This window comes from Roseimicrobium gellanilyticum (assembly GCF_003315205.1).
GTDB lineage: Bacteria > Verrucomicrobiota > Verrucomicrobiia > Verrucomicrobiales > Verrucomicrobiaceae > Roseimicrobium > Roseimicrobium gellanilyticum.
On sequence record NZ_QNRR01000004.1, the window covers coordinates 109,977 to 132,820 of the forward strand.

General features: G+C 60.0%; 22 protein-coding genes. 13 read left to right on the forward strand and 9 right to left on the reverse strand.

From position 1 onward, the window contains the following. Genes DES53_RS12975 through DES53_RS12980 form a run of 3 tightly spaced genes read right to left on the reverse strand, consistent with a single transcriptional unit; the run spans position 1 to position 1,080 of the window. A complete protein-coding gene (locus tag DES53_RS12975) occupies positions 1–264 on the reverse strand; it encodes a hypothetical protein (RefSeq protein WP_113958707.1) in 264 nt (87 codons plus the stop codon). 25 nt (positions 265–289) lie between these two features. Further along, positions 290–463 carry a hypothetical protein gene (locus DES53_RS32970; RefSeq protein WP_170157074.1) on the reverse strand — a complete coding sequence of 58 codons (174 nt, stop codon included), beginning with the start codon at positions 461–463 and terminating at the stop codon, positions 290–292. 47 nt (positions 464–510) lie between these two features. Next, positions 511–1,080 (reverse strand): DUF3592 domain-containing protein, encoded by a 570-nt coding sequence (locus DES53_RS12980; protein ID WP_170157075.1) that lies wholly within the window; start codon positions 1,078–1,080, stop codon positions 511–513. A gap of 149 nt (positions 1,081–1,229) precedes the next feature. On the opposite strand from DES53_RS12980, the gene DES53_RS12985 reads away from it, so the two are divergent. The 9 genes from DES53_RS12985 to DES53_RS13025 all read left to right on the forward strand — a co-directional run bounded on the left by DES53_RS12985 (position 1,230) and on the right by DES53_RS13025 (position 9,753). Beyond that, positions 1,230–1,724: a DUF3592 domain-containing protein gene (locus DES53_RS12985; RefSeq protein ID WP_170157076.1), complete on the forward strand. Its 495-nt coding sequence runs from the start codon at positions 1,230–1,232 to the stop codon at positions 1,722–1,724. Between the two features lie 221 nt (positions 1,725–1,945). Continuing rightward, positions 1,946–2,059 (forward strand): 50S ribosomal protein L36, encoded by a 114-nt coding sequence (gene rpmJ / locus DES53_RS12990; RefSeq protein WP_113959063.1) that lies wholly within the window; start codon positions 1,946–1,948, stop codon positions 2,057–2,059. Between the two features lie 20 nt (positions 2,060–2,079). Continuing rightward, complete coding sequence (gene rpsM, locus DES53_RS12995) at positions 2,080–2,475, forward strand: 30S ribosomal protein S13 (protein WP_113958710.1); 396 nt, start codon at positions 2,080–2,082, stop codon at positions 2,473–2,475. Positions 2,476–2,509: 34 nt separating this feature from the next. Further along, entirely contained in the window at positions 2,510–3,082 is a 573-nt protein-coding gene (gene rpsK, locus DES53_RS13000; protein ID WP_342782355.1) for a 30S ribosomal protein S11, read from the forward strand. 36 nt (positions 3,083–3,118) lie between these two features. Next, positions 3,119–3,730 (forward strand): 30S ribosomal protein S4, encoded by a 612-nt coding sequence (gene rpsD, locus DES53_RS13005; protein ID WP_113958711.1) that lies wholly within the window; start codon positions 3,119–3,121, stop codon positions 3,728–3,730. Positions 3,731–3,896: 166 nt separating this feature from the next. Beyond that, a complete protein-coding gene (locus DES53_RS13010; protein ID WP_113958712.1) occupies positions 3,897–4,535 on the forward strand; it encodes a TetR/AcrR family transcriptional regulator in 639 nt (212 codons plus the stop codon). A gap of 304 nt (positions 4,536–4,839) precedes the next feature. Then, on the forward strand, positions 4,840–5,469 hold the full coding sequence (locus tag DES53_RS13015; protein WP_113958713.1) for a TetR/AcrR family transcriptional regulator: 630 nt from the start codon (positions 4,840–4,842) through the stop codon (positions 5,467–5,469). Between the two features lie 21 nt (positions 5,470–5,490). After that, positions 5,491–6,594, forward strand: coding sequence for an efflux RND transporter periplasmic adaptor subunit (locus DES53_RS13020; RefSeq protein WP_113958714.1), 1,104 nt, complete (start codon positions 5,491–5,493; stop codon positions 6,592–6,594). 9 nt (positions 6,595–6,603) lie between these two features. Beyond that, positions 6,604–9,753 (forward strand): efflux RND transporter permease subunit, encoded by a 3,150-nt coding sequence (locus DES53_RS13025; RefSeq protein WP_113958715.1) that lies wholly within the window; start codon positions 6,604–6,606, stop codon positions 9,751–9,753. 302 nt (positions 9,754–10,055) lie between these two features. Here DES53_RS13025 and DES53_RS13030 read toward each other — a convergent pair whose 3' ends face one another. Continuing rightward, complete coding sequence (locus DES53_RS13030; protein WP_113959065.1) at positions 10,056–11,543, reverse strand: sulfatase family protein; 1,488 nt, start codon at positions 11,541–11,543, stop codon at positions 10,056–10,058. 619 nt (positions 11,544–12,162) lie between these two features. Here DES53_RS13030 and DES53_RS13035 point away from each other — a divergent pair. Continuing rightward, positions 12,163–14,661: a DUF3597 family protein gene (locus DES53_RS13035; RefSeq protein WP_170157077.1), complete on the forward strand. Its 2,499-nt coding sequence runs from the start codon at positions 12,163–12,165 to the stop codon at positions 14,659–14,661. Positions 14,662–14,725: 64 nt separating this feature from the next. Here the strand turns inward: DES53_RS13035 and DES53_RS13040 are convergent, their stop codons facing one another. The 4 genes from DES53_RS13040 to DES53_RS32975 all read right to left on the reverse strand — a co-directional run bounded on the left by DES53_RS13040 (position 14,726) and on the right by DES53_RS32975 (position 17,778). Further along, positions 14,726–15,070, reverse strand: a complete 345-nt coding sequence (locus DES53_RS13040) for a hypothetical protein (protein WP_113958717.1) — start codon at positions 15,068–15,070, stop codon at positions 14,726–14,728. 66 nt (positions 15,071–15,136) lie between these two features. Further along, positions 15,137–16,036 carry an alpha/beta hydrolase gene (locus DES53_RS13045; RefSeq protein ID WP_170157078.1) on the reverse strand — a complete coding sequence of 300 codons (900 nt, stop codon included), beginning with the start codon at positions 16,034–16,036 and terminating at the stop codon, positions 15,137–15,139. 104 nt (positions 16,037–16,140) lie between these two features. Continuing rightward, positions 16,141–17,034 carry an alpha/beta hydrolase gene (locus tag DES53_RS13050; RefSeq protein ID WP_170157079.1) on the reverse strand — a complete coding sequence of 298 codons (894 nt, stop codon included), beginning with the start codon at positions 17,032–17,034 and terminating at the stop codon, positions 16,141–16,143. Between the two features lie 429 nt (positions 17,035–17,463). Beyond that, positions 17,464–17,778 carry a hypothetical protein gene (locus tag DES53_RS32975; RefSeq protein WP_113958720.1) on the reverse strand — a complete coding sequence of 105 codons (315 nt, stop codon included), beginning with the start codon at positions 17,776–17,778 and terminating at the stop codon, positions 17,464–17,466. A gap of 122 nt (positions 17,779–17,900) precedes the next feature. Between DES53_RS32975 and DES53_RS13060 the strand changes: the two genes are divergently transcribed. From DES53_RS13060 to DES53_RS13070, 3 genes are all read left to right on the forward strand, one after another. Then, positions 17,901–18,848 (forward strand): M15 family metallopeptidase, encoded by a 948-nt coding sequence (locus DES53_RS13060; protein ID WP_113958721.1) that lies wholly within the window; start codon positions 17,901–17,903, stop codon positions 18,846–18,848. A 336-nt stretch (positions 18,849–19,184) separates the two neighbouring features. Continuing rightward, positions 19,185–20,495: a CCA tRNA nucleotidyltransferase gene (locus DES53_RS13065; RefSeq protein WP_113958722.1), complete on the forward strand. Its 1,311-nt coding sequence runs from the start codon at positions 19,185–19,187 to the stop codon at positions 20,493–20,495. 90 nt (positions 20,496–20,585) lie between these two features. After that, entirely contained in the window at positions 20,586–21,380 is a 795-nt protein-coding gene (locus DES53_RS13070; RefSeq protein ID WP_113958723.1) for a hypothetical protein, read from the forward strand. A gap of 301 nt (positions 21,381–21,681) precedes the next feature. Here DES53_RS13070 and DES53_RS13075 read toward each other — a convergent pair whose 3' ends face one another. Further along, on the reverse strand, positions 21,682–22,746 hold the full coding sequence (locus tag DES53_RS13075) for a hypothetical protein (protein ID WP_211325534.1): 1,065 nt from the start codon (positions 22,744–22,746) through the stop codon (positions 21,682–21,684). Positions 22,747–22,844: the final 98 nt, after the last annotated feature.

Below are 22,844 nucleotides of genomic sequence, written 5' to 3' on the forward strand. Positions count from 1 at the left end.
CTAGTTCTCCGTGGCTGGCTGGCGCACGGCGGGCGGATTTGCCTTTGCAGGATTGTCTGGTGCGTCCGTGCCTGCGCCGGTTCCCTTCACGTCGCTGGTGGTGGAGGGTGGTGTTGCTTCGCCGGGATTCTGCACACCCGAGCTGGAGGTATTTGTACCATCGGGCGAGGGAGCACGGGGCGGCACGCGTTCACCACTTTCGTCCTTGCAGGACACCATCAAGAGGCTGCATGCGGCAGCGGCGAGAATGACGGAGGTTTTCATGAGGCGTGGTATGGAAGAGAAGAGGCTAGTCGCCGCGGTCACCCTGACCGTGTTTGGCTTTGTGCTTCGCCTTGATGCGGCGGTCCATGCTGAGGGAGCGACTGACATCGTCGCTCTCGACGAACCGGCCATGGCTGTCACGACGGACATACCGCTTGTCCCCTTTGTGGGGTTCGATGAGTTCGCGTTTCGTGCTCATGCCAAGGGATCGCACAAGCATGAAAGGGCGGCTGCATCACGGAGTGTTCAGGTTCCGGCAGCGGCCTTGCGCTTTGCCTTCCAGTCCAGCCAACTCCACCATCCCAAGCCTGCACCGCTGAGGATAAGCAGTGGGCCTCCAAAGAGGCCAATCCAGAACAGACCGTTGGGACCTTCGGCGACAAGGCGGGAGGTGGCATGGTCCTTCGGATTGTAGAAAACAGATACAGGATGTCCGGGCTGGTACTCCAGCGCGATGACAGTAGCCTGTTCCAGATTTCCCTCCTGCTCGGGCTGTCGTGCCGCGGGGGCAGTGCCGGTGTGGCGCTGGCCCTTCAGTTCGTAACTATAGTCCAGCTCCACATGGTACAGGGTGCTGGTCTTGTAGTTCTGCGGTTGGTTGCCCGTGCGCACTTCGCGCTCCTGCACTCGAGAGGAAAGCACGGTGCCTGGGGTTTCCGTCCATACCTCCTGCATTTGCTTCCAGGCCGAGGGTGTCTGCCAAAGCAGTGTAGCGCCACCGAAGGCAATGCCGGCACCAATCACGAGACCGAAGACCAGGACCAGCGCCAGGCAACCGCCGCCGGGTTGCTGGGGTGGGGAAGGGGAGGGGTTCACGGCCCTATCGTCATCAGGAGCCGGGGACGTGCAAGTGGCGGATGGAAAAAATGGATGGCGTGCTTGGGTGGTTGTGCGGCGAAAACACTTGCGCGTGTGGCAGGGTGGGCTTCCATCGCGCAGAGTCCACCTTTCACCCTGGTCGCCTTATGCCGCCTCTTATTCAATGGGTCCTGGTCATCTTTGGTCTGTGGATGATCTATCTGAATGTGCAGGGCCTGCTGGCCAAAAAGAAGAACCTGGCACTGGCCACCGCGGCTGTGAACTGGCCCTCCGTGATTGGGACGGTGGTGTCTTCCAACATTGTGGAGGGACGCTCCACAGATTCCAAGACGGGCCAGACGTACCATAGCTACAGCCCCAAGGTGGAATACTCATACACGGTCGCAGGCGCGGGACTGCAGGGGACCCGGATCGCATTTGGCAGGATCCTCTACTATCAGCCCACCGAAGCGGAGGCCTTCCTGACAAAGCATGCCCCGGGAGCGAGCATTTCGGTATGGCATGACCCGGCTGCACCCGCGGAAGCGGTGTTGGACAGGGATCCGGCGCATGCCACCCACCTCGTGGTGGCGGACTTTGCGATGCTGGGATTTGGCCTGCTGGCAGCGGGTGCCGGGGTGTGGAGCATGCTGGTGGGCTGAGTGCAGTCCGTTCAGCGTGCGGGAGAAAGGGGAATGGCACCGGGCGGGAGCCGTGGTGGCATTTCGCGGCGTCCGTGGCAGATTGTCTTCCCTCTGCTGATACTCAATCGTGCGAAAAAAAGACCACTTCGCACTTGCGCATGTGAACAATCTTGCTAGACATCCCTCCCCTTCGCCCTGCCGTTCCGGTGGGGCATATGGCATTTCCTCTGTTTATCATCATGCGAGTAAGAACCTCAGTGAAGCGCTTGTGCGAGTCCTGCCGTGTCATTCGGCGGAAGGGAGTCGTGCGTATTGTATGCAAAAACCCGCGGCATAAGCAGCGGCAAGGTTAAGTCTGTAGAACACATTCATTATGGCACGTCTGCTTGGAGTTGAAATCCCGAACGAGAAGCGCATTGAAGCTTCTCTTCCGTACATTTACGGCATTGGTCCCTCCCTTACCAGGAAGGTACTCGCTGAGACCAACATTGATCCCAACACCCGCACGGGTGAGCTGACCGATGAGCAGCTCGCGGAAATCAGCCGCGTGGTGAATGCGAAGGGCATCGTCGTGGAAGGCGACCTTCGTCGTGAGCTCAATGCGCACATGAAGCGCCTCTCGAGCATCAACTGCTACCGCTCCATTCGTCATCGTCGTGGACTTCCTGTCCGTGGCCAGCGCACGAAGACCAACGCCCGTACCCGCAAGGGCAAGCGCAAGACCGTGGGTGTGCAGCGCAACCCGAATGCCAAGGCTGGCAAGGTCTAAGCCCTGCTGAGTATCTCTTAATTTTCATCTCATCATGGCCGACGAAAATCAGAATCCTGCCGCAGCGCCCGAAGCTGCCGCTCCTGCTCCTGCCCCCGCCGCGACTCCGGCAGCACCTGCTGCTACTCCGGCAGCACCTGCGACTGACAAGCCCCTCTCCGAGAGAGACCGTCAGAAGAACATCAACGAAGTCTTCCTCAGCCTCGACGGCGGTGCCGGCGATGCCGCTCCCAAGGTCGTCAAGGCCAAGGGCAGCAAGAACGTCACCAGCGGCATTGTGCACGTGGTGGCGACCTTCAACAACACGATGGTCACCGTGACGGACCGCAATGGCAATGCCATCGGTTGGAGCAGCTCCGGCAAGATGGGCTTCAAGGGTTCCCGCAAGGGCACCGCTTATGCCGGCCAGGTGGTGTCCCAGGACGCCTGCCGCCAGGCCATGGGCCATGGTCTCAAGGAAGTGGAAGTGCGCCTCAAGGGCCCCGGCTCCGGCCGTGAGTCCGCCGTGCGTGCCGTGCAGGGTCTCGGTATCGAAATCCTCGCCATCAAGGACGTGACCCCCGTGCCGCACAACGGCTGCCGTCCGCCCAAAGCCCGCCGCGTGTAGTCGCCGCACCTCTCGAAGTTCCGCTCTTTATCCGTCATGGCACGTTATACTGGTCCCAAGGAAAAAATCGCCCGCCGCTTTGGTGTGGCCCTGTTCGGCCCCTCGAAGGCCCTCGAGCTCCGCGCCTTCCCCCCGGGGCAGCACGGCCCCCGCAATGCCCGCCGCAAGACTTCCGACTACGGCACCGCGCTGATCGAAAAGCAGAAGCTCCGCCACACCTACGGCGTGCTGGAGAAGCAGTTCCGCAAGTTCTTCGCCGAAGCCTCCCGCCGCAAGGGCGTGACCGGTACCATCCTCCTTCAGATGCTTGAACAGCGTCTGGACAATGTGGTCTACCGCATGAGCTTCGCGAACAGCCGCTTCGCCGCCCGTCAGATCGTCGGCCACGGCCACGTGACGGTGAATGGCAAGCGCGTGAACATCGCGAGCTATCAGGTGAAGGCCGGTGACGTGGTCGCCGTCAAGAACACCCCCCGCTCCCAGCAGCTGGTGAATCGTTTCCTCGACCTGACTCAGGGCGCAGTGATTCCCGACTGGATGACCGTGGATCGCGACAAGCACACCGGCACCGTGAACCGTGCGCCGGAACGCGAAGAAATCGACGTCTTCGTGAACGAGCAGCTGGTCGTGGAACTCTACTCCCGCTAGTCCCAGCCAGTACAGGCTGAACCATTTGAAGGCTGAAGGAGCAATCCTTCAGCCTTTTTTTGTGCTGTGTAATTGCTTTTTGCGAAAAAAGTCCCTTTACAAAAAGTAAGCAAGCACTTACATAGGGCTGCAAGTAAGCACTTGCATTCGTTTTCCATCTCAGTAGATGCCTCCGAACGCCGTCACCTCAACGACCAAGACCGAAGTCGGTACGCGAAATAAGATTATCGCGGCCGCTTTGAACGTCTTCGCCAGGGATGGCATTCCCCGCGCCACCACCCGCATCATCGCGGAAGAAGCGGGCGTGAATGAAGTGACCTTGTTCCGGCATTTCACGAACAAGGACGGGTTGCTCCAGGCGGTGTTCGACAACGTGATGAACACTCCAGCGTATGAATCGCTGGACACGGACAAGGCGTGGGTCGGTACGCTCCACGATGTACTCCGTAATTTCGGCCTGTCCTTCTACCAGATGCTGGAGAGGGATGAAGCCTTCATCCGTACCTTGATTGGCGAGGCCCGCCGCCTCCCTGAGCAGCATCGCAAGATTGTGATGGAAGCCATCAAGCCCCTGCGCAATCGGTTCCTCCAGGTCCTTCAGAAGGCCCAGGAGACCGGCGAGGTGCGCAAGGATGTGAACCTTTTCGCGGCCATGGACATGTTCACGAACATGCTCATGGGCGGCATGCTGAAGAATACGGTGGAGTTCCAGCGGGACTACGCCCCACGGCAGTACGTGAACACCTGCGTGGACATCTTCATGGCAGGCATCGCACCGCCGCAGCAGCAGCGTCCTCGACGCTGACATCATTTCCCCCCCCAAGACCAAGCAACCTGACCCCCGGCTTTTCTCAACTGTACTCCAGGACAGGATCAGAAAAGCTGGGGGTTGGGTTTGCCCTTCCCAGGGGAACCTCGAAGGAGAAACCGAGCACGCATCGGATGTCCTGATGGGAGCCAGAAACACAGCCGCCAGGACGGCACCCGAACTGCTCAAGCAGAGAAGGGGTGCCGCGCGACAGAGAGAATCCGTCGCCAGGATCTGAAAACGGTCTTAGAAAGTGCTTTACAGGTATGCAAGCAAGTACTTACTTGCATACCTGTTGCCCATGAAAACCCCGTCGGACGCTCCCACGCCCCTCCCTGAGACCAAAGGAACTCGCGCCAATCTCCTGGATGGCGCGCTGCGCGTGTTCGCGCGAGAGGGCCTGCAGCGCGCGACCATCCGCATGATGGCGGAGGAGACCGGAGTGAATGAGCTCACCATCTTCCGCCACTTCCAGAACAAGGAGGGACTCATCTCTGCCGTCTTCGACCGGCTCAAGGAAACCAGCGCGTATGGAGACCTGAGCTCGGAAGAGGCCTGGAGTGGTGGCCTTCGCGAGAACCTCAATCGCTTCGGCACCGCGTTCTACGAGTTGATTGAGAAGGACGAGGCTTTCATTCGCACGCTGATTGGCGAAGCCCGGCGTCATCCTATTCCCTACCGGAAGATCATCATGGATGCCTTCCGTGCGTTGCATGACCGCCTCATGGCGAATCTGGAAGCCGCTGCCCACGCTGGCCGGATCCGTACCGATGTGAATTTCTCGGCCACCGTGGACATGTTCATCAACATGCTGCTCGCCGGCATGCTGAAGAATTCCGAGGGCTGCAACGACGGCTACACCCCTGCGGAATACGTGGCCACCTGCGTGGATCTCTTCACCGCTGGCCTCGAGAGGAAGACGCGCACCTGACTTCCCCCCCTAGAAAAAACCATGCAAAAGAACTTCAGTATCCCTGCGCTCGCACTGGTCTCGGTGCTGGCGCTTTCATCCTGTGGGCGCCATGCAGCGCCTGCGGGTACTGCCGGGACCAAGCCCGCAGTGAAGGAGACGCCACCGGTACCCGTGACCGTCGCCGTCGCGGAAGAGCATCCCATGCCGCGCTACCTTCAGGTCACAGGTGAGTTGAAGAGCGGCCTCGATGCTGCTGTCGCCGCCAATGCTGCCGGCAAGGTGATGGAGACTCCGGTGGAGCGTGGCAGCGTGGTGAAGGCAGGCGATGTGCTGGTGAAGCTGGATGACCGCGCTGCGGCACTCGCACTGCGCGAAGCCGAGGCGCATGTGAACCAGGCGCAGTCGCGGCTTGAGTTCGCCATCGCGGAGTGGAAGCGAAATGAACCGCTTGCGAAGACGCGTGCCATCTCGGCAGCTGATTTGGAGAAACTGTCTGTGGAACAGAAGAGCGCCCGGGCGGATTTGGACGCGGCGATCGCACGTCGTGACACGGCGAAGAAAAACCTCGACGACATGGTGATTCGCGCACCTTTCGCCGGCAGTGTGATGGAGCGGCGCATCTCGCCGGGAGAGTATGTGCAGCTCAGCACGCAGGTCGTGCAACTCGTCGCGAATGACCATCTTCGCCTTCTGCTTAATGTGCCGGAGACAGCGACCGGAAGCATTGAATCGGGGCAGGAAGTCACCTTTGAAGTGCCTGCATTTCCAGGACGTACGTTTGGCGGTGTGGTGAAGTACATCGGTGCCGCCCTGCGCCAGTCGTCACGCGACCTCATGGTGGAGGCCAATGTGCCGAATGCAGACGGTTCCTTGAAGCAGGGCATGTTCGCCGAAGGACGATTGCTGCTGCCGGAGAAACCTGGAGTCGCGGTGCCGAAGAGCGCTGTGCGGACCACTGGCGGACAGCCTCGCGTGTTCGTGGTGGAGCATGAGCAGGTCACCGAGCGCCTGGTGGACCTCGGAGAGCACCATGGAGACTGGCTGGAAATCCGCAGTGGTGTCGCCAAAGGCGAGACCGTGGTCACCGACCCCGCCGCATCCACGGTGGATGGTGTGCGCATCACCGTGGCGATGAAGCCCTGATCTACGACCATGCAGTGGCTCGCCTCCATCTCTGTTAAGCGTCCCGTCTTCGCCACCGTGCTGGTGCTGGTGTTCGTCGTCGTGGGCATGCTCGGCTACACGCGTCTGGAAGTGGACCGTTTCCCCAAGGTGGACTTTCCCACCGTGATGGTCACGACCTATCTGGACGGCGCCACACCGGGTGAAATCGAAACGGACGTCACGGACAAGATTGAAGAGGCCGTGAACACGGTCAGCGGCATCGACGAATTGCACTCGACGTCCGCAGAAGGCCTCTCCCAGGTGCTCATCTCCTTCCTGCTGGAGAAAGATGCGGACGTGGCTGCGCAGGAAGTGCGTGACCGGGTGAACCGCATCCTCAATGAACTGCCGGACGATGCGGAGCCGCCACGCGTGGAGAAGCTGGACCCGGATGCAACCCCCGTGCTGAACATCGCGCTCGTGGCAGACAAGCCGGTGCGCGAGATCACCGAGTATGCAGACAAGGTGCTGCGCCGCCAGCTGGAGAGTGTGGCCGGGGTGGGCCAGGTGACCCTGCTCGGTGGGCAGAAGCGCCAGATCAATGTGCACCTGGATCCCGTGCGCCTGCGCGCGCTGAATCTCACGGCGGTGGATGTGCAGTCCGCGCTGCGCCGCCAGCATGTGCAGATTCCTGCTGGCGTGGTGAAGGGCAGCGCGACGGAATCGAATCTCCGCGTCATCGGCAAGCTCGATACGATTGCCGGTTTGGAGCGCCTCGTGGTGCGTGAGAATGAAGGGGGACTCGTGCGTCTGGGTGACGTGGCGCGTGTTGAAGACGGCGCTGAGGAGCAGGAGTCCATTGCACGGCACAATGGCGTGCCCACCGTGTTGCTTTCCATCCGCAGGCAGTCAGGGGAGAATACCATCAAGGTGGTGGATGCCGTGAAGGAGCGTTTGGTGGAGGCTGAGAAGCGGCTTCCTGCGGGTTACAAGGTGGACATCGTCCGGGACAATTCACTCGTGATCCGCACCAGCGCGCATGCGGTGCAGGAGCACTTGATTCTCGGTGCGGTATTCGCGGCATTGATTGTACTCTTTTTCCTGGGGAACAGCCGCGCCACGCTCATCTCCGCGCTCGCTATTCCCACCTCCATCATTGCCAGCTTCGGCGTCATGTGGGCGGCGGACGTCACGCTGAATCAAATCAGCCTCGTGGCCCTCGCACTCGCGGTGGGCATTGTGATCGATGACGCGATCATCGTGGTGGAGAATATCTTCCGCCACATCGAGGAGAAGAAGCAGGATCCGTACACTGCGGCCGTGGAGGGCACGAAGGACATCGGTCTCGCGGTCATGGCGACCACACTGTCGCTGCTCGCGGTGTTCGTGCCCGTGGCGTTCTTGAGCGGGATTGTGGGACGCTTCCTCGCGAGCTTCGGTCTCACCATGTCCTTCGCCATCGCGGTGTCCCTGCTGGTGAGCTTCACCCTGGCACCGATGCTTTCCGCCCGCATGCTGAAGGTCACGCGACCGAACTGGCTGGAGCGCGGCATGGCAAAGCTGGTGAACATCTTCTACAAGCCGATTGAGGTGATCTACATGGTGATGCTGCGCTTCTCCATGCGCCATCGCTGGGTGGTTGTACTCACCTGCGTGGGGGTGCTCTACAGCACAGGCTTCCTCATGCAGAAGGTGCAGAAGGGATTGCTCCCTGAAACGGAAGAGGCCCAGTTCCAGATGTCCTTCCGCACGCCCGAAGGCACCAGCCTCGCTGCTACCGACCTCGCGGCGGAACGTGTGGCTCGTGACATCCGCAACATGCCCGGTGTGGAATACACGCTGGTGACCATTGGCGACAATGACCAGCGCACGCAGAATCTCGCCAGTGTGTATGTGCGGCTGACCGACCCGGCCCTGCGCAAGGAAACGCAGTCGCAGATCATGGACCAGGTGCGTCAGCAGGTGGTGGCGAAGTATCCCTCTGACTGGCGCATGACTGTGATGCTTGTGCCTGCTTTCGATTCTGGGCAATCGAGTGCGAATGTGCAGTACATGATTGCGGGTCCGGACCTTGACCGCATCAGCGCGGCTGCCAAGGCAGCGATGGAGGAGGCTCGCAAGATTCCCGGCATTCGTGACCTAGATACAACGCTGGTCGATGGAAAGCCGGAGATCACCGCCGTGGTGGACCGCAGCAAGGCGGGCGAGATGGGCGTGAACATCGCCGACCTTTCCTCCACGCTGCGCCTGCTGGTGGGTGGTGTGGATGTATCGACCTACACCGATCGCGGTGAGCAGTATGACATTCACGTGCGCGCAGATGAACGCTACCGTAACAACGAGGAAGCCCTCGCCGCGCTCTTCGTGCCCTCCGCCAAGTCCGGTCCAGTGGCGCTGAAGAACGTGGTGAAGCTGGAAGAGGGCGATGGCCCCGCGCAGATCAAGCGCACGGGGCGTCGCCGTCAGGTGACCATCACGGCGAACAACGCGCCTGGTGTGGGTGAGGCGGAGATCCTCGCGGCCATCGATGCCGCGGTGAAGAAGCAGAACCTGCCCGCGGAGTATGACACGGGGCCGGTGGGTCGCTCGAAGGAACTGCGTCGCACGCTCATTGCCTTCGTCACCGCCTTCGGCCTCGCCTTCATCTTCATGTATCTCGTGCTCGCCGCGCAGTTCGAGTCGTGGATTCACCCGTTTACCATTCTGCTGGCGCTGCCGCTGACGTTGCCTTTCGCCTTGCTATCACTGCTGCTGTTTGGTGAGTCGTTGAATATCTTCTCCATTCTGGGGCTGCTGGTGCTCTTCGGCATGGTGAAGAAGAATGGCATTCTTCAAATCGACCACACGAACCAGCTCCGCGAGAAAGGCATGGGGCGTCTGGAAGCCATCCTACAGGCGAACAAGGACCGACTGCGTCCCATCTTGATGACCACAATTGCGTTTGTGGCCGGGATGCTGCCGTTGTTGTTTGCGCGTGGTATCGGCGCTTCCATGAACACGGCTACCGCGGGTATCATCATTGGCGGGCAGACGTTTTCGTTGCTGCTGACCCTGCTGGCGATTCCGGTGTTCTATTCGTTGTTTGATGATGTGGTCGCATGGCGACGGCGTCGCGCGGAGAAGCGGGTGGCAAGGCGGGCGGAGGTGGAGTCTAAAGAAGCGGGGGAGGCTATCACGCTGCAACCCGACGCAGCCTGAGGGTGGGTTGCATTCCTGCTGGGAATCACGTGAACGCGAGGGCAAGGATATGGAAGCGGTGCCGAAGGCCTTGGACTGCGTGCAGCCTGCTGCCGCTTTCCAGAGTCCATCCCGCTTTGCGGGACTGTGGCGATGGTGACACTCGCTCGTGGTGTAATACGTCCTGAAGACTTGGCGACTTCGTCGCTGTGAAGCGTGCAGCAGGCTGCACTTTAGGAAAGCGGCAGCAGGCTGCGCGCAGTCCAAGGACGCTGCGCGTCACAGCATCGGGATCTGTCGTATTCATCCCACGCTGCCTGGCATCACTCATAATCCCACTTCTGCTCCCACGGATCTCCCATGCCCTTTTGGAATTCGCGGAGCTTGGTCTTGAGTGTTTCCAATTCCTTCGCAAACGCAGGATCCGTCGCGAGGTTCTTTGCTTCATCCGGGTCGTACTTCAAATCATACAGCTCGAACTGCGGACGCTGCACGTACTGGCCCACGGTGCGCACGCCGTACGGAGCATCCTTGCCCTTCTTGAGCTGGCCCTGCCAGGTGCTGGCGGCCCAGAGATCCGAGGCAAAGGGATAGGGCAGGGGATAGGCGATGTTCCAGATGAGCTTCATGTCTCCCTCGCGCACGACGCGCATGGGGTAGTACATCTGCACTTCGTGGAAGGTGTGTGACGCGTAGAGTGTCTTGCGTGAAGGGTCCTCTTCCTTGTCGAGGATGTCCAGCCAGGTGCGGCCGTGGTAGGTGTTGTAGCGCTTGCCGCGGTTCTCCCCCTTGTCGAGCTTCCGCTCTGCCCAGAAGGCGTTGGCATCGATGGGCTTGATGGGCGCGTTTTTCTCCCTGTCCAAGCCACCGGCGAAGTCCAGCATCGTGGGTGTGAGGTCCACATGGCTCAGGAGAGCGTTGTTGCGGATGCCACGCTTTTGCACATAGGGGTTGCGCACGACCATAGGCACCTTCAGGCCGGGCTCGTACGTGGTGGTTTTGCCTCCGGGGAAGGCCATGCCGTGGTCGCTGGTGACAATGATCATCGTCTTGTCATACAGGTCGGCTTCCCTGAGGATCTTGATCAACTGGCCAAGGCCGGCATCCACGCGCGACACACTCTGGTAGTACTCCGCGAGCTCTGCGCGGCTTTCCACGGTGTCCGGAAGCCAGGGCGGCACGATGACGTCCTTGGGTTCATAGAAGACTTCGGTCACGCCGGGATAACTCTTCTTCTTCGGAAGATTGCCGAAGGGGTTCGGAGTCCCTGCCACATCATCGAACTGCTTGCCGCCGCGATGTGGATCCGCCGTGGCGATGTAGGCGATGAAGGGTTTCTCATCCTTCGCGGTGATGAACTTCTTCGCACTCTCAGCGAGCTCGATGGTATTGCGTCCCTTTTCCTGGACCATCACATCGTACGTGAAGATGGCCAGCGGTGCCACGTGGTGCTTCCCGAAGATGCCCGTGCGATAGCCCGCCTCCTTCATCACTTGTGGTAGCGCGAGCGTCACCACATTTGGGTAGCAGGAGAAGTGTCCCGTATCATGCTGGTGACCGTATTGCCCATTCGCATGATTGTGCAGGCCGGTCATGATCACGGAGCGGCTCGCGCTGCAGCTCGCTGTGGTGGCATAGGCATTGGTGAAGACACAGCCGTCCGCCGCCAGGGCGTCGATGTTGGGTGTCTTGATGACCTTGTTCCCATAGCACCCCAGCTCCGTGCCGAGGTCATCCGCGATGTAGAAGATGATGTTCTTCTCAGCGGCGTGGAGTGACTGCGTGGCAGTGGCGGAGAGTGCTACGACCATGGCTATGAGGAGGATGCGGAGGGAAAACATACGCCCCGGAAACGGCGGGAGTGGGGCGCTCTTTCAACACAAGCAACGGGAGAACTCGTCATGGTGTTGCTGCCGGGGGGGCGTTCCCGGACTGAACGACCACTGCGCCATTGACACGCACGTTCCAAAAACTTGCGGCTCCTTCTTCCCGAGGTGGACGAGTGTTTCCCAGGAGTGGGAGAATGGGGCAATTGTACTTTTGCCAGTTGGGCGGTTTATCTCCGGCTGGATACAGCATTTGTCCAGGGGCCTGATGGTGACCACACAGTGGGAACTTATTTTAGACCCACAGACCAGGATTCAATATGAAGAAAAATGAACGGGCACCTTCCAGATATGGGTGTTCTATGGAGCGCACTCCGCCAACTGAACAAGACTTCATCGAGGTCATTCGTGGCTGCGATGAAAAGGACACTGTAGCTTAACTATATCCATAACGGTGGGAGTGCGCTTCTCGGAAGACGTTTCGATTTTGGGTCGAAGAGCTTCCGTTTCTACTCGGTATCTCAATGACATTTGCCGTTCCGGGTGATCGCTGATGCAGCGGGGAACCCGGCCATCGGTGGAAACGAACGATATGGAGGGACACATGAATTCAATATCGCCTCTGCTTTCAAGTGTATTTCAGGGCGGGAATGCCGCCACAGCACGTCTCAGCGAGACCTTCGATCGAAAGGCTGCGGCCATTTCGGCAGGCAGCAATTGGAGGGATTCGATTGTTGATCTGGCGAAACTCATCGGCATGAACGGCGATCTGGCCAGCCGGAGGCGGCTCGCGACAGAGCTCGAGTTTTTCGGCGACTTCAATGACACGGCCATGATGAATATCTTCCTCCACAATCGCATCATCCTGACGATCGTGGAGAATCACGCCGTCGATATTGCCTCGAAGCTCGACCAGCTTGTGGGCGATCGCGCTGCCGAGCTGGACTGGCGGGACTCCGTGGTTGATCTGATGACCCTCTTCGGGTTGCACAACAGTGTTGCCAGTCGCGAACAGCTGGCCACGAAGCTCGGCTACACCGGCGAGCTTGGCACCTCAGGCACGATGAACATGTGGCTGCACGAGCGCCTGATCATCTTGATTGTGGATCGGGGAGGCACACTTCCTGACGAACTTGCGCCGAAATCACAGCGAACGCCGAAGCAAAGGGTGGAATCGCTCTGCAGAACCCTGAAGACCAAGGATACACTCGTGCCAGCGCTCGTGGCCATCTGGGAGCGACGCAAGTCTGGGAAACCCTTCCGGAACGACTTTGAAAATCGCCTTTATGGCATCTTCAACAGCCTCAGCACCGAGGAGCAAGAGGGACTGGGACGTGCCTTCGATGGCTTCACCGCATTTCGCAGGAACGGGCAGGGTGAATGTCTGTTCTCCAACCACCTGGCCGATGCGGTGCGAGACGAACCACCTGAGAACAATGACTTCGCAGCGGCGCTCCTCGGTCAGGGACTTGCGCTCTCAATCAGGCAGGACTTTCTCCATGCAGCTGGCAAACCGGGCCCGGGTCAGGTGCGTCCCTGGCGAAAGGGCAGCAGCACTTTTGAGGGTGGGGCGGGACCAGAGGGACCCTGGCCATGGCTCACGAGCCTCAGTTTCGGACCACCCGACACACCGTACTGGTTCGGCAACCTCCAAAGCGTCAGACCAGTCCCGCCTGCATCAGCTCATGCATGGGCGGAGCATCAATTCGAGAAAGTCTGCAGCTTCACTCCTCTACCAACCGGGGGCTTCGACCAGCACTGCGTCCGGAAGGTCCTGAACTCGCCGCCACCGTCGGGCGGCATGCAATTGCCGCCCTCACTGGAGTGTGAAGGCGGAGTGCACTACACGATGCCTCGAAACGAATGTCTTCGCATACCTGCGCGGCAGGCTGGCAATACGATATGGCTTCGTGGCTTCAATTTCATCGCGACCCATGTCAACGTGCATTTCCAGTCCATGGAAGTCCCCGCACGGAGGGGCTTCATCGAGGATTGCCTCGTCTTCGGTGACAATAAAACCCCGGTGAGGAACGAGCAGGGCAAGGCGATTGTTGACATGCGGGTGAAGGATGACGTTGCGGTGCAACTCCCGATGAGATTCCAATCTCCGGACGGAACAGAGTCGCCATTTCCTCCGGGCCTTTACGAGATCTGGATCAGCGTGGGAGAGCTTCCATCAAACCGGCTCGTGCTGCGCATCGAACCGGATGAGAATACGCAATTCGATTTGGAGTGCGAAGGGGGGCGATGCATCAAGGAGACTCCGGGCCTCGGCGACGATGAGGTTTCGTGGACGGCCTTTGTCGGTCATCTGGTCCCCAATCACGAGAATACAGGCAGGACTCGTGCCAAGACTGTGAAGGTGCAAATTGACCGCGAGCCTTGGAAGGACATCGACGACGACGGCGACAACAACGGGGAGGTGCACAGCCCGACCAAGTTCTTTCCGACCGATGCCGATCTGGCCGGCGGCGGCCCGGCTGGGTTCCTGGCCGGAGGCGTCAGGGTCATCTCGATCGTCGGCTTCGAAGTCGACTCCGCAGTCGCCGCGGAAAAGCAGATTCACGGTTTTTCCGACGCATTTACAAAGGTGCTGACGGAATTGGCGAATTCATCCATCTCCTCGCTTGAGGGTGACACGGACGGCGTAAACTTTCTTGGCGTTGTGGAGAAGTTCGTGGAGACGGCCGCAGGAGGTCCCGGGGTCGTAGGTGCTGCGTCCCTACTGGCTACGGGACACTACATGATGGCGGCCATGGCTGCCGCGATCGTCGCCAGCGCTGCCTCCCTTTGGGCAGTGTGGGCGCCCGCAGACCTGATCGCGCTGGATATCTTCGCTCTCAACGCCAGGGAATGCTGGGACAGAACTGATGCTGACAAGCCTCTACCGCCCGATATGGCCCGTCAGTTCCGCAATGAGTTCGACGATACCGACGTGCTCGTGACGGTGCTTGAACGGCAGCTACCGAAGACCCCACAGAGCGAGAGTATTGGGCCAGTAGCGATATGGAAGCATGAGGTCCAATACAGAACCCAGCACGACGGCGACGAATTCTCCAATTATCTCCTGCGGTTCAAGCTCACGCGCCGCGTGATTGTGTAGCACGAGCATTGAGGCAAGCCGATCCGAAGTCCACGAATGCCACGGATACATCCGTGTTCGTGGACTATTTGCCGGGACGCACCAGCGTCGGAAACTGCGGCTGCACCGGCACAAAGCGCAATCCTGGATCACGTTGCGGCATCTTTGCCTTTGGTGACGCAGACGGAGTCTTCGTCGGCATGGGGAACTGGGAGGCGTACGGCGAATGCACCCAGCCGGAGAGACGGACACCTCCGGGAGTGACTGCGTGATAGGTGCCTGGAGGAAGTATGGCGGCGCTCGTACCCTGGGGCGTGGTGGGAACGGGAGTCACGTATGCATCCACCGGCTCAGCGGCCATGCTGGCTCTGATGGAAATCACGACAGCCGTCATGAAAACGGCGAGGCCAATGAAGGAAACGAGCTTCATGACAGTCCTTTCTTTGGTGAAGATGATCCTACCAAAAGAAAGGACGTCTGACGATGCTTTTCCTTGTTACTTTTGCGTAGATTCTTTCTCACCCATCCAGCCCATGCTGGTCATCCACTCGCCCACGCGCACGAGCCACTGGTCCACGGGTTCGTTCTTGGTCTTCATGCCGAAGCCGTGGCCGCCCTTGGTGTAGATGTGGAGTTCGGCGGGGAGGTCGAGCTTCTTGTACTCGAGGTAGAGCAGGGCGCTGGCGCTGGCGCTGGTAGCGCCCTTGTCATCGTGGGCGTGAATCAGGCACATGGGAGGGGACTTCTTGGTGACGGCGATCTCGGGGAGGAGCTTGAAGGTTTCCTCCTTGGTCACGAGGTAGGCCGGATACACGGGGATGGAAAAATTCGGGGTGACATCTTCTTTGTCCAGCGCGGGGTCCTGCGTGTAGGTGCGTTCGTTGGGATGCAGGGTGGTCATCACGGTGAGGTGGCCGCCCGCGGAGAAGCCGAGGATGCCGATGCGCTCAGGGTTGATGCTCCACTCGGCGGCACGATGGCGGATGATGCCCATGGCGCGTTGCGCGTCCTGCAGGGGGTATTTGCTGGGATCCTGCGGGTCACGGCGCGGCACGCGATACTTCAGCAGGATGGCGGTGACGCCTTTCTTCACGAAGAAATCGCACACCATGGTGCCTTCATGCTCGCTGGCGAGGATGTTGTAGCCACCGCCAGGACATACCAGGACGGCCGTGCCATTTGGCTTCTCCGGACGGTAGACGGTGATGGTGGGATCTGACACATGGCTGGTGCGCTCGATGCCGTCCTGCTTCTTCTCGGACTTTTCAGGTTCGGCCTTGAATCCGGCAGGTTCTTCTGCGCCCTTGGGCCACAGTTTCACGATGATGGGATCAGCGGCGTGAGCGGAGACCACGGAGGCCAGCGCAAAGGCGAGGAGTGAGGAGGTGAATTTCATGATGGGTGAAGGAGGCGGGAAGAGGAGTGGTGGAGTGGTGGAGTGGTGATCTTTAAAAGGAAATGGAAGGCGGATGCACGCAGTTTTGATGATGGGGTTTTCCATCAATGGGATTGTAGCCATCCCATGCTGCGCATCCAGTCGGCGCAGCGTCGCGGCCAGTCATTGATGGGATTGCCCGCAGCGCGCATGCCGAAGCCGTGGCCGCCCTTGGTGCAGATGTGAATCTCCGCAGGCAGGTTCTGCTTCTTGTACTCCAGGTAGAGCATGGTGGTCTCGATGGGATTGGCCTTGTCATCGTGTGCGACGAGGAAGAAGGCGGGCGGTGCATCTGCGGGCACGCTGAAGCCGGGGCGGAACTTGGTCTTGTCCTGCTTGTCAAGGAAGCCGCCTCCGTAGATGAAGACGAGGAAGTCGGGACCGCGTGCATCATCGAGCTCGGGAGATTGCGGGTAGGTACGAGTGCCGCGATCCCAAGCGGCGTGACCGGCGAGATTCGCTCCGGCGGAGAAGCCGAGGAGTCCCACGCGCTTGGGGTCCAGTCCCCACTCGGTGGCGTGCTTGCGCACCAGGCCGATGGCGCGTTGCGCGTCCTGCACGGGCAGGGTAAAGTGCTCGGTGTCGTCACGCGTGGGTGTGCGGTACTTCAGCAGCACCCCTGTGACGCCGATGCGGTTGAGCCACTCGCACACCTGGGTGCCTTCGAAGGAGTAGGAGAGGAACATGAACCCGCCACCGGGTGCGACCACCACGGAGGCGCCATTGGGTTTCTCCGGTCGATACACCGTGATGGTGGGATCGCTGATGTCTGTGAGGCGTGTGGGTGTGGCACCGCCGTAGGATTGGATGAGCTTTGCTGTGGCTTCGGATTTCACCGGCATGGGTGAGGGTGTGCCACTCGGCCAGAGCTTCAGGGTGATGGGCTCGGGCGGAGCCGCGCTCAAGGTGATGCTGATGCTCAGAGAGAGAAGGCCGAGGAGGGCCAAGGGGAACTTCATGGGTGAAGTAATGCGGAGTGGAAGAGGGGATTCTTCAGGGGAATTTTGGGGAGGGGGAGATTTTTCCGCGAAGCGGAGCGTGTTCGGAGATGGGATGGAGAGCTGCTGGCACATCGAACCATGAACGCTGGTTCGCTTTCATCTGGCATCTCGAAGGGGCGCTTTGCGTCGTGGAGTGCGGTGGCAAGATCCCGCCCCTGCGGGACGCGACACCGCTTTGAACGGAGGATTTCCGCCTTCACAAGCGCATCCTGTTAACAACGGCCGTCAATCGGCACATGTTCGATGTTGGAAAGCGGTGCGCGGTGCTCACAGCGCATGGCTCCGTTCAGAGCGGTGTCGCGGCCTCAAGGGAGGCCTATGCCACCGCACTCCACGACGCAAAGCGACCTGGCGCGTTGAGTCGATATGCGGTGCCGCTTTTCCTGTTCACCCAGCTTCGGTCACCCGTTCGTACAAGCTGCAATGGCCGTGTGCTGGTCTGAGCGTCATCAGGTCGCCGGACAGTTCGAGGTCACAACGGGAGAATACGCGGCCGGTTTGCGAGGACAGCAGCAGCTGGCCTGAATCGTCGATGCGCCAGTGAGCCTGTGTCTGATACACCCTGTTGTACCTGCACTCGACGGACCACAGCGCCTCGCCGGATGACAGGAGCGAAAGTTCATCGGCACTTGAGTCATGGGATGGAATCTCCGTGAGCCAGAGTTTCCAGCGGCCGTGGCATGCTTCGTTTTTCACCTGCATGGCTGGGAGTACTCTGGCTGACAAATCGGTGATGGCAATCCTGTCCTGCACTTCCGGATCGTTGCTTGCGCCCCGGGGTGCTCAAAGAATTTGAGCCCTGCGCGCCTGCCTGCTAGGGGGGGATGATGCCACGTTTTATCCCCCAAGGTCTGCGCTCCTTCTGTCGTACTGCCGTGCCGCTGGTGCTCCTCGCGCTCGTCTCCTGTGCGGGCAGCAGTACGTATACGGAGAGCAAGACGCAGACACTGGCGCTGGCGCGGAGCCGGGGACTGGTGGAGGTCACGAGCGTGGTCCCCGGCATCAAGTATGATCTGCTGTACCGCAAGGCGAACAACATCACACGCCAGCGGGTGTATCCGGAAGACATGCCGTGCCTGTTGCACCACACCACGGCGGCGAAGCTGCGCGTGGCGCAGGAGATTCTGCAGCGGCAGGGATATGGATTGAAGGTCTGGGATGCCTGGCGTCCGCCGGAGTCGCACACGGTCCTGCATGATCATGGCGGGTACACGGGCATGTTCACCCCGCCGGAGTACATGTGGTCGCGTCACTGCTCCGGCACGGCGGTGGATGTCACGCTGGTGGATGCGGGCGGTCGCGAGTTGGCGATGCCCACGGGGTTCGATGAAGGCGGACCTGACAGCTACTACACCGCCAGCAATGTTTCGGCTGAGAAGCGCGAGCGGCGCGCCATTCTGCAGATGGCCATGACCTCTGCGGGCTTCAGCATTCTGAATACGGAGTGGTGGCACTTCGACGACGCCACGTATGACTCACGCGGGACACTGCCCGTGCCACCCGTGGTGTACGCGAAGGCCATTGGCCTGAATCTTCCCAAGGTGAGGCCTCCCAAGGTGAAACGGCAGTACGTGTATCCCGACGGCAGCACGACGACCACGACCTCCGCCACGGTGCCGCTGCCACCCAATCTCGGAGGCACCAGTTACCTGCCGGGGGCAGATTCGGGAAGTGGAGTGACGCCGACGTCTGAGCCGGCGGCGGTCAAGAAGACGCCACCTCCACCGGTGATGCTGCCTACAGTGCCTTCGATTGCGCCGGGGGTACAGTAAGCAGTAAGCAGTAAGCAGTAAGCAGTAAGCAGTAAGCAGTAAGCAGTAAGACGGTGGGTGTGGTGGCGTGCGTGGGATTCAACACAGAGACACAGAGACGCAGAGGAACTTCGGAGGCTGAGAACTGAGAACTGAGAACTGAGAACTGAGAACTGAGAACTGAGAACTGACTACTGACTACTGACTACTGACTACTGACTACTGACTACTGACTACTGACTACTGACTACTGACTACTGACTACTGACTACTTATCACCTCCGCTCCACTCGCCATTGACCAAAATCAGCATGGAGTGAAACTTGCGTGCTCCACTCTGCTGATTCCTTCTTGTCCATGCGTAACGCCGCCGCCAATGTTGTGAGCACTCTGGTGAAGGCCGGTCACGAGGCCGTCTTCGCCGGAGGCTGCGTGCGTGACATGCTGCGTGGTGTGGACCCCAAGGACTACGACGTGGCCACCAGTGCGAGGCCGGCACAGGTGCAGGCGCTCTTTCCGCACTCCATTCCGGTGGGAGCACACTTCGGCGTCATCATTGTGCGCAAGGGACCGCATCAGATTGAAGTGGCCACGTTCCGCCGGGACGGCACGTACACGGATGGGCGCAGGCCGGACTCGGTGGAGTTCACCAGCGCCGTGGAGGACGCGAAGCGGCGCGACTTCACGGTGAATGGCCTCTTCTACAATCCTCTCACGGAGGAGGTGCTGGACTATGTGGGGGGGCGCGCAGATCTGGAGCGCAAGCTGCTGCGGGCCATCGGAGATGCGCGGTCGCGTTTCCGTGAGGATCATCTGCGGCTGCTGCGCGCGGTGCGGTTCGCCACGGTGCTGGGCTATGAGATCGATGCGGATACATGGTCTGCCATGCGGGATCTGGCTCCCGAGGTGGCCTCGGTGAGTGCGGAGCGCATCCGTGAGGAACTGGTGAAAATCTTCCTCCACCCGAATCGTGTACGCGGCTTCGACCTTCTCGTGGACAGTGGTCTGATGAAGGCGGTGCTGCCGGAAATCCTCGCGTTGCAAGGCTGTGAGCAGCCGCCGCAGTGGCATCCGGAGGGGGATGTCTTCAAGCACACGCGCATCATGCTGGGGCTGCTCCCGGCGAAGGTGTCCCTGCCGCTGGTGCTCTCCGTATTGCTCCATGACATTGCCAAGCCCGCGACGTATGAAGTCGATGAAACGGGACGCATCCGCTTCAACGGGCATGACAAGCAGGGCGCGGAGATGACAGAGGAGATCCTGCGGCGGCTGAAGTTCCCGAATGATGTGATCCATCCCACCGTGGAGGCTGTGGCGAATCACATGATGTTCAAGGACGTGCAGAAGATGCGCGTCAGCAAGCTGAAGCGGTTCATGGCGCGGCCCACGTACGAGGACGAGATGGAGCTGCATCGCGTGGACTGCATGAGCAGCAACGGGCTCACGGAGAACTACGACTTCCTCCGTGCGAAGGAGGCTGAGTTCGCCGCAGAGCTGAGGCCCCTGGTGCCAGCCCCTCTCATCAATGGCCACGAGATCATGGCCATGGGCGTGCCTGCCGGTCCGCGGGTGGGGGAATTGCTGCGCATGGTGCAGGATCTGCAACTGGAAGGCTCGCTGAAAACGGCGGAGGAAGCCCGGGAGTGGATTCGGGCAAAGACCTTGTAAGACGGCCGGTCCATGTGACAGGATTGCCGCAAACTAAAGTTACTCATTCCTCTTGTAGACTATGGGAGAACCAGCCTAGGCTGTGGTTCCATGAAACGAATCTTCTCTCTCATCACTCTGGCAGCGGTTGCTCTCGGCCTGACCTCCTGCTTCGAAGCCAAGTCCGTGGTCACCGTCAATAAGGACGGTTCGGCCACCGTCGAGGAAACCACGCTCCTGGGTGCACAGCTCAAGGCCATGCTCGGCGGAGCCGGTGCGAATGACCCTGGCAATCCTGCCGCTGGTCTGAAGGAAATGGTGCCGGACAAGGCCAAGGCCGAAGAGCGCGCCAAGGAACTCGGCGAAGGCGTGACTGTGAAGTCGCATGAGGAAGTCACCCTTCCTGATGGACGTGGTGGCGTGAAGGTCACCTACGCGGTGCCGGACATCAACAAACTCAAGTATTCGCCCCTGACCTCCAAGAATCCGGAGTCAAGCAAAGAGCCCCAGCGCCCGATGACTTTCAAGTTCGAAGGCGGCACGCTGACGGTCATCAGCCCCGATGACAAACCCAAGAATCCTGATGCTCCCAAGAAGCCCCAGATTCCCAAGGAGCAAATGGCAGCCCAGGTCGCGATGATGAAGCCCATGGTGGCCGGCATGCGCATGACCGTGGAGCTCAAGGGTGCCAGCGGCATTGCCAGCTCCGATGCCACTCATGTGAATGGTGACACCGTGACCTTCTTCGACGTGGAGTTCGACAAGCTGCTCGAGAAGCCCGAGGTGTTCGGCGAAATGATGGAGTCGGGAGACAACCTCACCCAGGCCGAAGTCGCCGAGAAGTTCAAGGGCGTGAACGGCATCAAGGTGGAAGGCAAGAAGACCTTCAAGGTGGTGCTGAAGTAAGCGGCAGTACGCCAGGCTCAATCATTCCAAATATAAAAGGCCGGGGCAGTGCTCCGGCCTCTTTTGTTTTTGCCTGGAGGAAGTGCCGGCCATTTAACCCCCAAAGAGTCTGGTGGAACGTGGAATGTCCTGGGGCATGGCGAGCCAGTCGGAGGGGACACTCCCCATGAGCGCCGACTAGGGCGGTTTAAACAAAGTCGTGGCCTTGGATCAGGGGTGACTTGCCGCACCGCTGGTCGCGGTTGGGGTGGCGCGCCCCAAGACGAAAATGGCTACACTGTAACTTAAACCGCTCTAGAGGTTAGAGGCCAAACGCTGCCTTCCACTTCGGGACTGCTTCGATGCCGATTTTCTGGGCCAGGTCGGCCTGCATCTGGACGCACTTGTCCACTTCATCAAAGAAGGTCTTGTAGCGCTCCGCATCCGTGTCCTTGGAGAAGACCACGGACTCGCCTTCGAGTTTCCATGTGCCTTGCGTCGCTTCGAGGTGGTTGATGGCCTGTTCGTAGTGACCTGCGATGGTGGTATCAATCCCACGCAGCTTGTCGAGATTTGGCTGGGAGGCATGCATGATGCCCCTGATGCGCATGACCATCATTTCCGTGGCGATGCCCTCGAGGCTCAGTTTTCCCAGATCCTTGAGGAAGGCCTCGTCTTCTTCCTGGGCGATTTTCTTGTGCTTCTCGATCACCTGACGGGCGGCGCCGATGATCTGGCGCGACTGCTTGAAATCCTTGTCCGCAGCGATGCGCTCGGCAAGCAGCAGACGGTTGAGCCCCACCTCGGTCAGGTCCTCTTTGTAGTCCTCCTCGAGGCGCATCGAGATTTCCATCATGGCCTGGAAGCTCTTCTGGAGTTTCTCCAGGTCGCTCCGCGTGGGCTTGCCTGCGTCATCGAGAGAATAGACGCCGGCCGCTGAAGTGCTGCCGCCCCCCCATGCTACCTCGGACTTTGGCTTGGCTATTTCCGCCGGCGGGGGACTTTCCTTCTCAAAGGTGTACTGGGTGGTGGTGAGCTCGTTCCGCTTGTCCATGTGGCCCTTGATGGCCTTGAAGACAAAGTAGCCTCCCACCGCGAATCCTGCTCCACCGATGACCAGCACGCAGAGGATGATCATGGTGATGCCAATACCACTGGTACTGATCATCCCCTTTTTCCCAGGCGGTTTGTAGCCGCGCTTGCCCGTGTTCCGTTGCGCAGCAGCGGCTGCTGCTGTTGCGGCACGCTTTTCCTCCGCAGTGGGCACCTGCATGACCTGGGGCATGTACACCTGTCCTTTGCAGGAGGTACAGGTCACCATATTGCCACGTCGGGGTGCGTTAGCCGCGATGGGTTGCTGGCAATGGACACAGGGAAATTGGGACATGAACAGGACGAACGGGAAAAACTCGGACAATAAATTTTAGCGATGAAAATATCGTGCAAAACGTCCCGATGGCGAGTCGGTTTTTATGGAGGATTTAT

Coding starts and splice junctions, on each gene's coding strand:
- DES53_RS12975 (WP_113958707.1), bottom strand. CDS start 264: ATGAAAACCTCCGTCATTCTCGCCGCTGCCGCATGCAGCCTCTTGATG.
- DES53_RS32970 (WP_170157074.1), bottom strand. CDS start 463: ATGAGCACGAAACGCGAACTCATCGAACCCCACAAAGGGGACAAGCGG.
- DES53_RS12985 (WP_170157076.1), top strand. CDS start 1,230: ATGCCGCCTCTTATTCAATGGGTCCTGGTCATCTTTGGTCTGTGGATG.
- rpmJ (WP_113959063.1), top strand. CDS start 1,946: ATGCGAGTAAGAACCTCAGTGAAGCGCTTGTGCGAGTCCTGCCGTGTC.
- rpsM (WP_113958710.1), top strand. CDS start 2,080: ATGGCACGTCTGCTTGGAGTTGAAATCCCGAACGAGAAGCGCATTGAA.
- rpsK (WP_342782355.1), top strand. CDS start 2,510: ATGGCCGACGAAAATCAGAATCCTGCCGCAGCGCCCGAAGCTGCCGCT.
- rpsD (WP_113958711.1), top strand. CDS start 3,119: ATGGCACGTTATACTGGTCCCAAGGAAAAAATCGCCCGCCGCTTTGGT.
- DES53_RS13010 (WP_113958712.1), top strand. CDS start 3,897: ATGCCTCCGAACGCCGTCACCTCAACGACCAAGACCGAAGTCGGTACG.
- DES53_RS13015 (WP_113958713.1), top strand. CDS start 4,840: ATGAAAACCCCGTCGGACGCTCCCACGCCCCTCCCTGAGACCAAAGGA.
- DES53_RS13020 (WP_113958714.1), top strand. CDS start 5,491: ATGCAAAAGAACTTCAGTATCCCTGCGCTCGCACTGGTCTCGGTGCTG.
- DES53_RS13025 (WP_113958715.1), top strand. CDS start 6,604: ATGCAGTGGCTCGCCTCCATCTCTGTTAAGCGTCCCGTCTTCGCCACC.
- DES53_RS13030 (WP_113959065.1), bottom strand. CDS start 11,543: ATGGTCGTAGCACTCTCCGCCACTGCCACGCAGTCACTCCACGCCGCT.
- DES53_RS13035 (WP_170157077.1), top strand. CDS start 12,163: ATGAATTCAATATCGCCTCTGCTTTCAAGTGTATTTCAGGGCGGGAAT.
- DES53_RS13040 (WP_113958717.1), bottom strand. CDS start 15,070: ATGAAGCTCGTTTCCTTCATTGGCCTCGCCGTTTTCATGACGGCTGTC.
- DES53_RS13045 (WP_170157078.1), bottom strand. CDS start 16,036: ATGAAATTCACCTCCTCACTCCTCGCCTTTGCGCTGGCCTCCGTGGTC.
- DES53_RS13050 (WP_170157079.1), bottom strand. CDS start 17,034: ATGAAGTTCCCCTTGGCCCTCCTCGGCCTTCTCTCTCTGAGCATCAGC.
- DES53_RS32975 (WP_113958720.1), bottom strand. CDS start 17,778: ATGCAGGTGAAAAACGAAGCATGCCACGGCCGCTGGAAACTCTGGCTC.
- DES53_RS13060 (WP_113958721.1), top strand. CDS start 17,901: ATGATGCCACGTTTTATCCCCCAAGGTCTGCGCTCCTTCTGTCGTACT.
- DES53_RS13065 (WP_113958722.1), top strand. CDS start 19,185: ATGCGTAACGCCGCCGCCAATGTTGTGAGCACTCTGGTGAAGGCCGGT.
- DES53_RS13070 (WP_113958723.1), top strand. CDS start 20,586: ATGAAACGAATCTTCTCTCTCATCACTCTGGCAGCGGTTGCTCTCGGC.
- DES53_RS13075 (WP_211325534.1), bottom strand. CDS start 22,746: ATGTCCCAATTTCCCTGTGTCCATTGCCAGCAACCCATCGCGGCTAAC.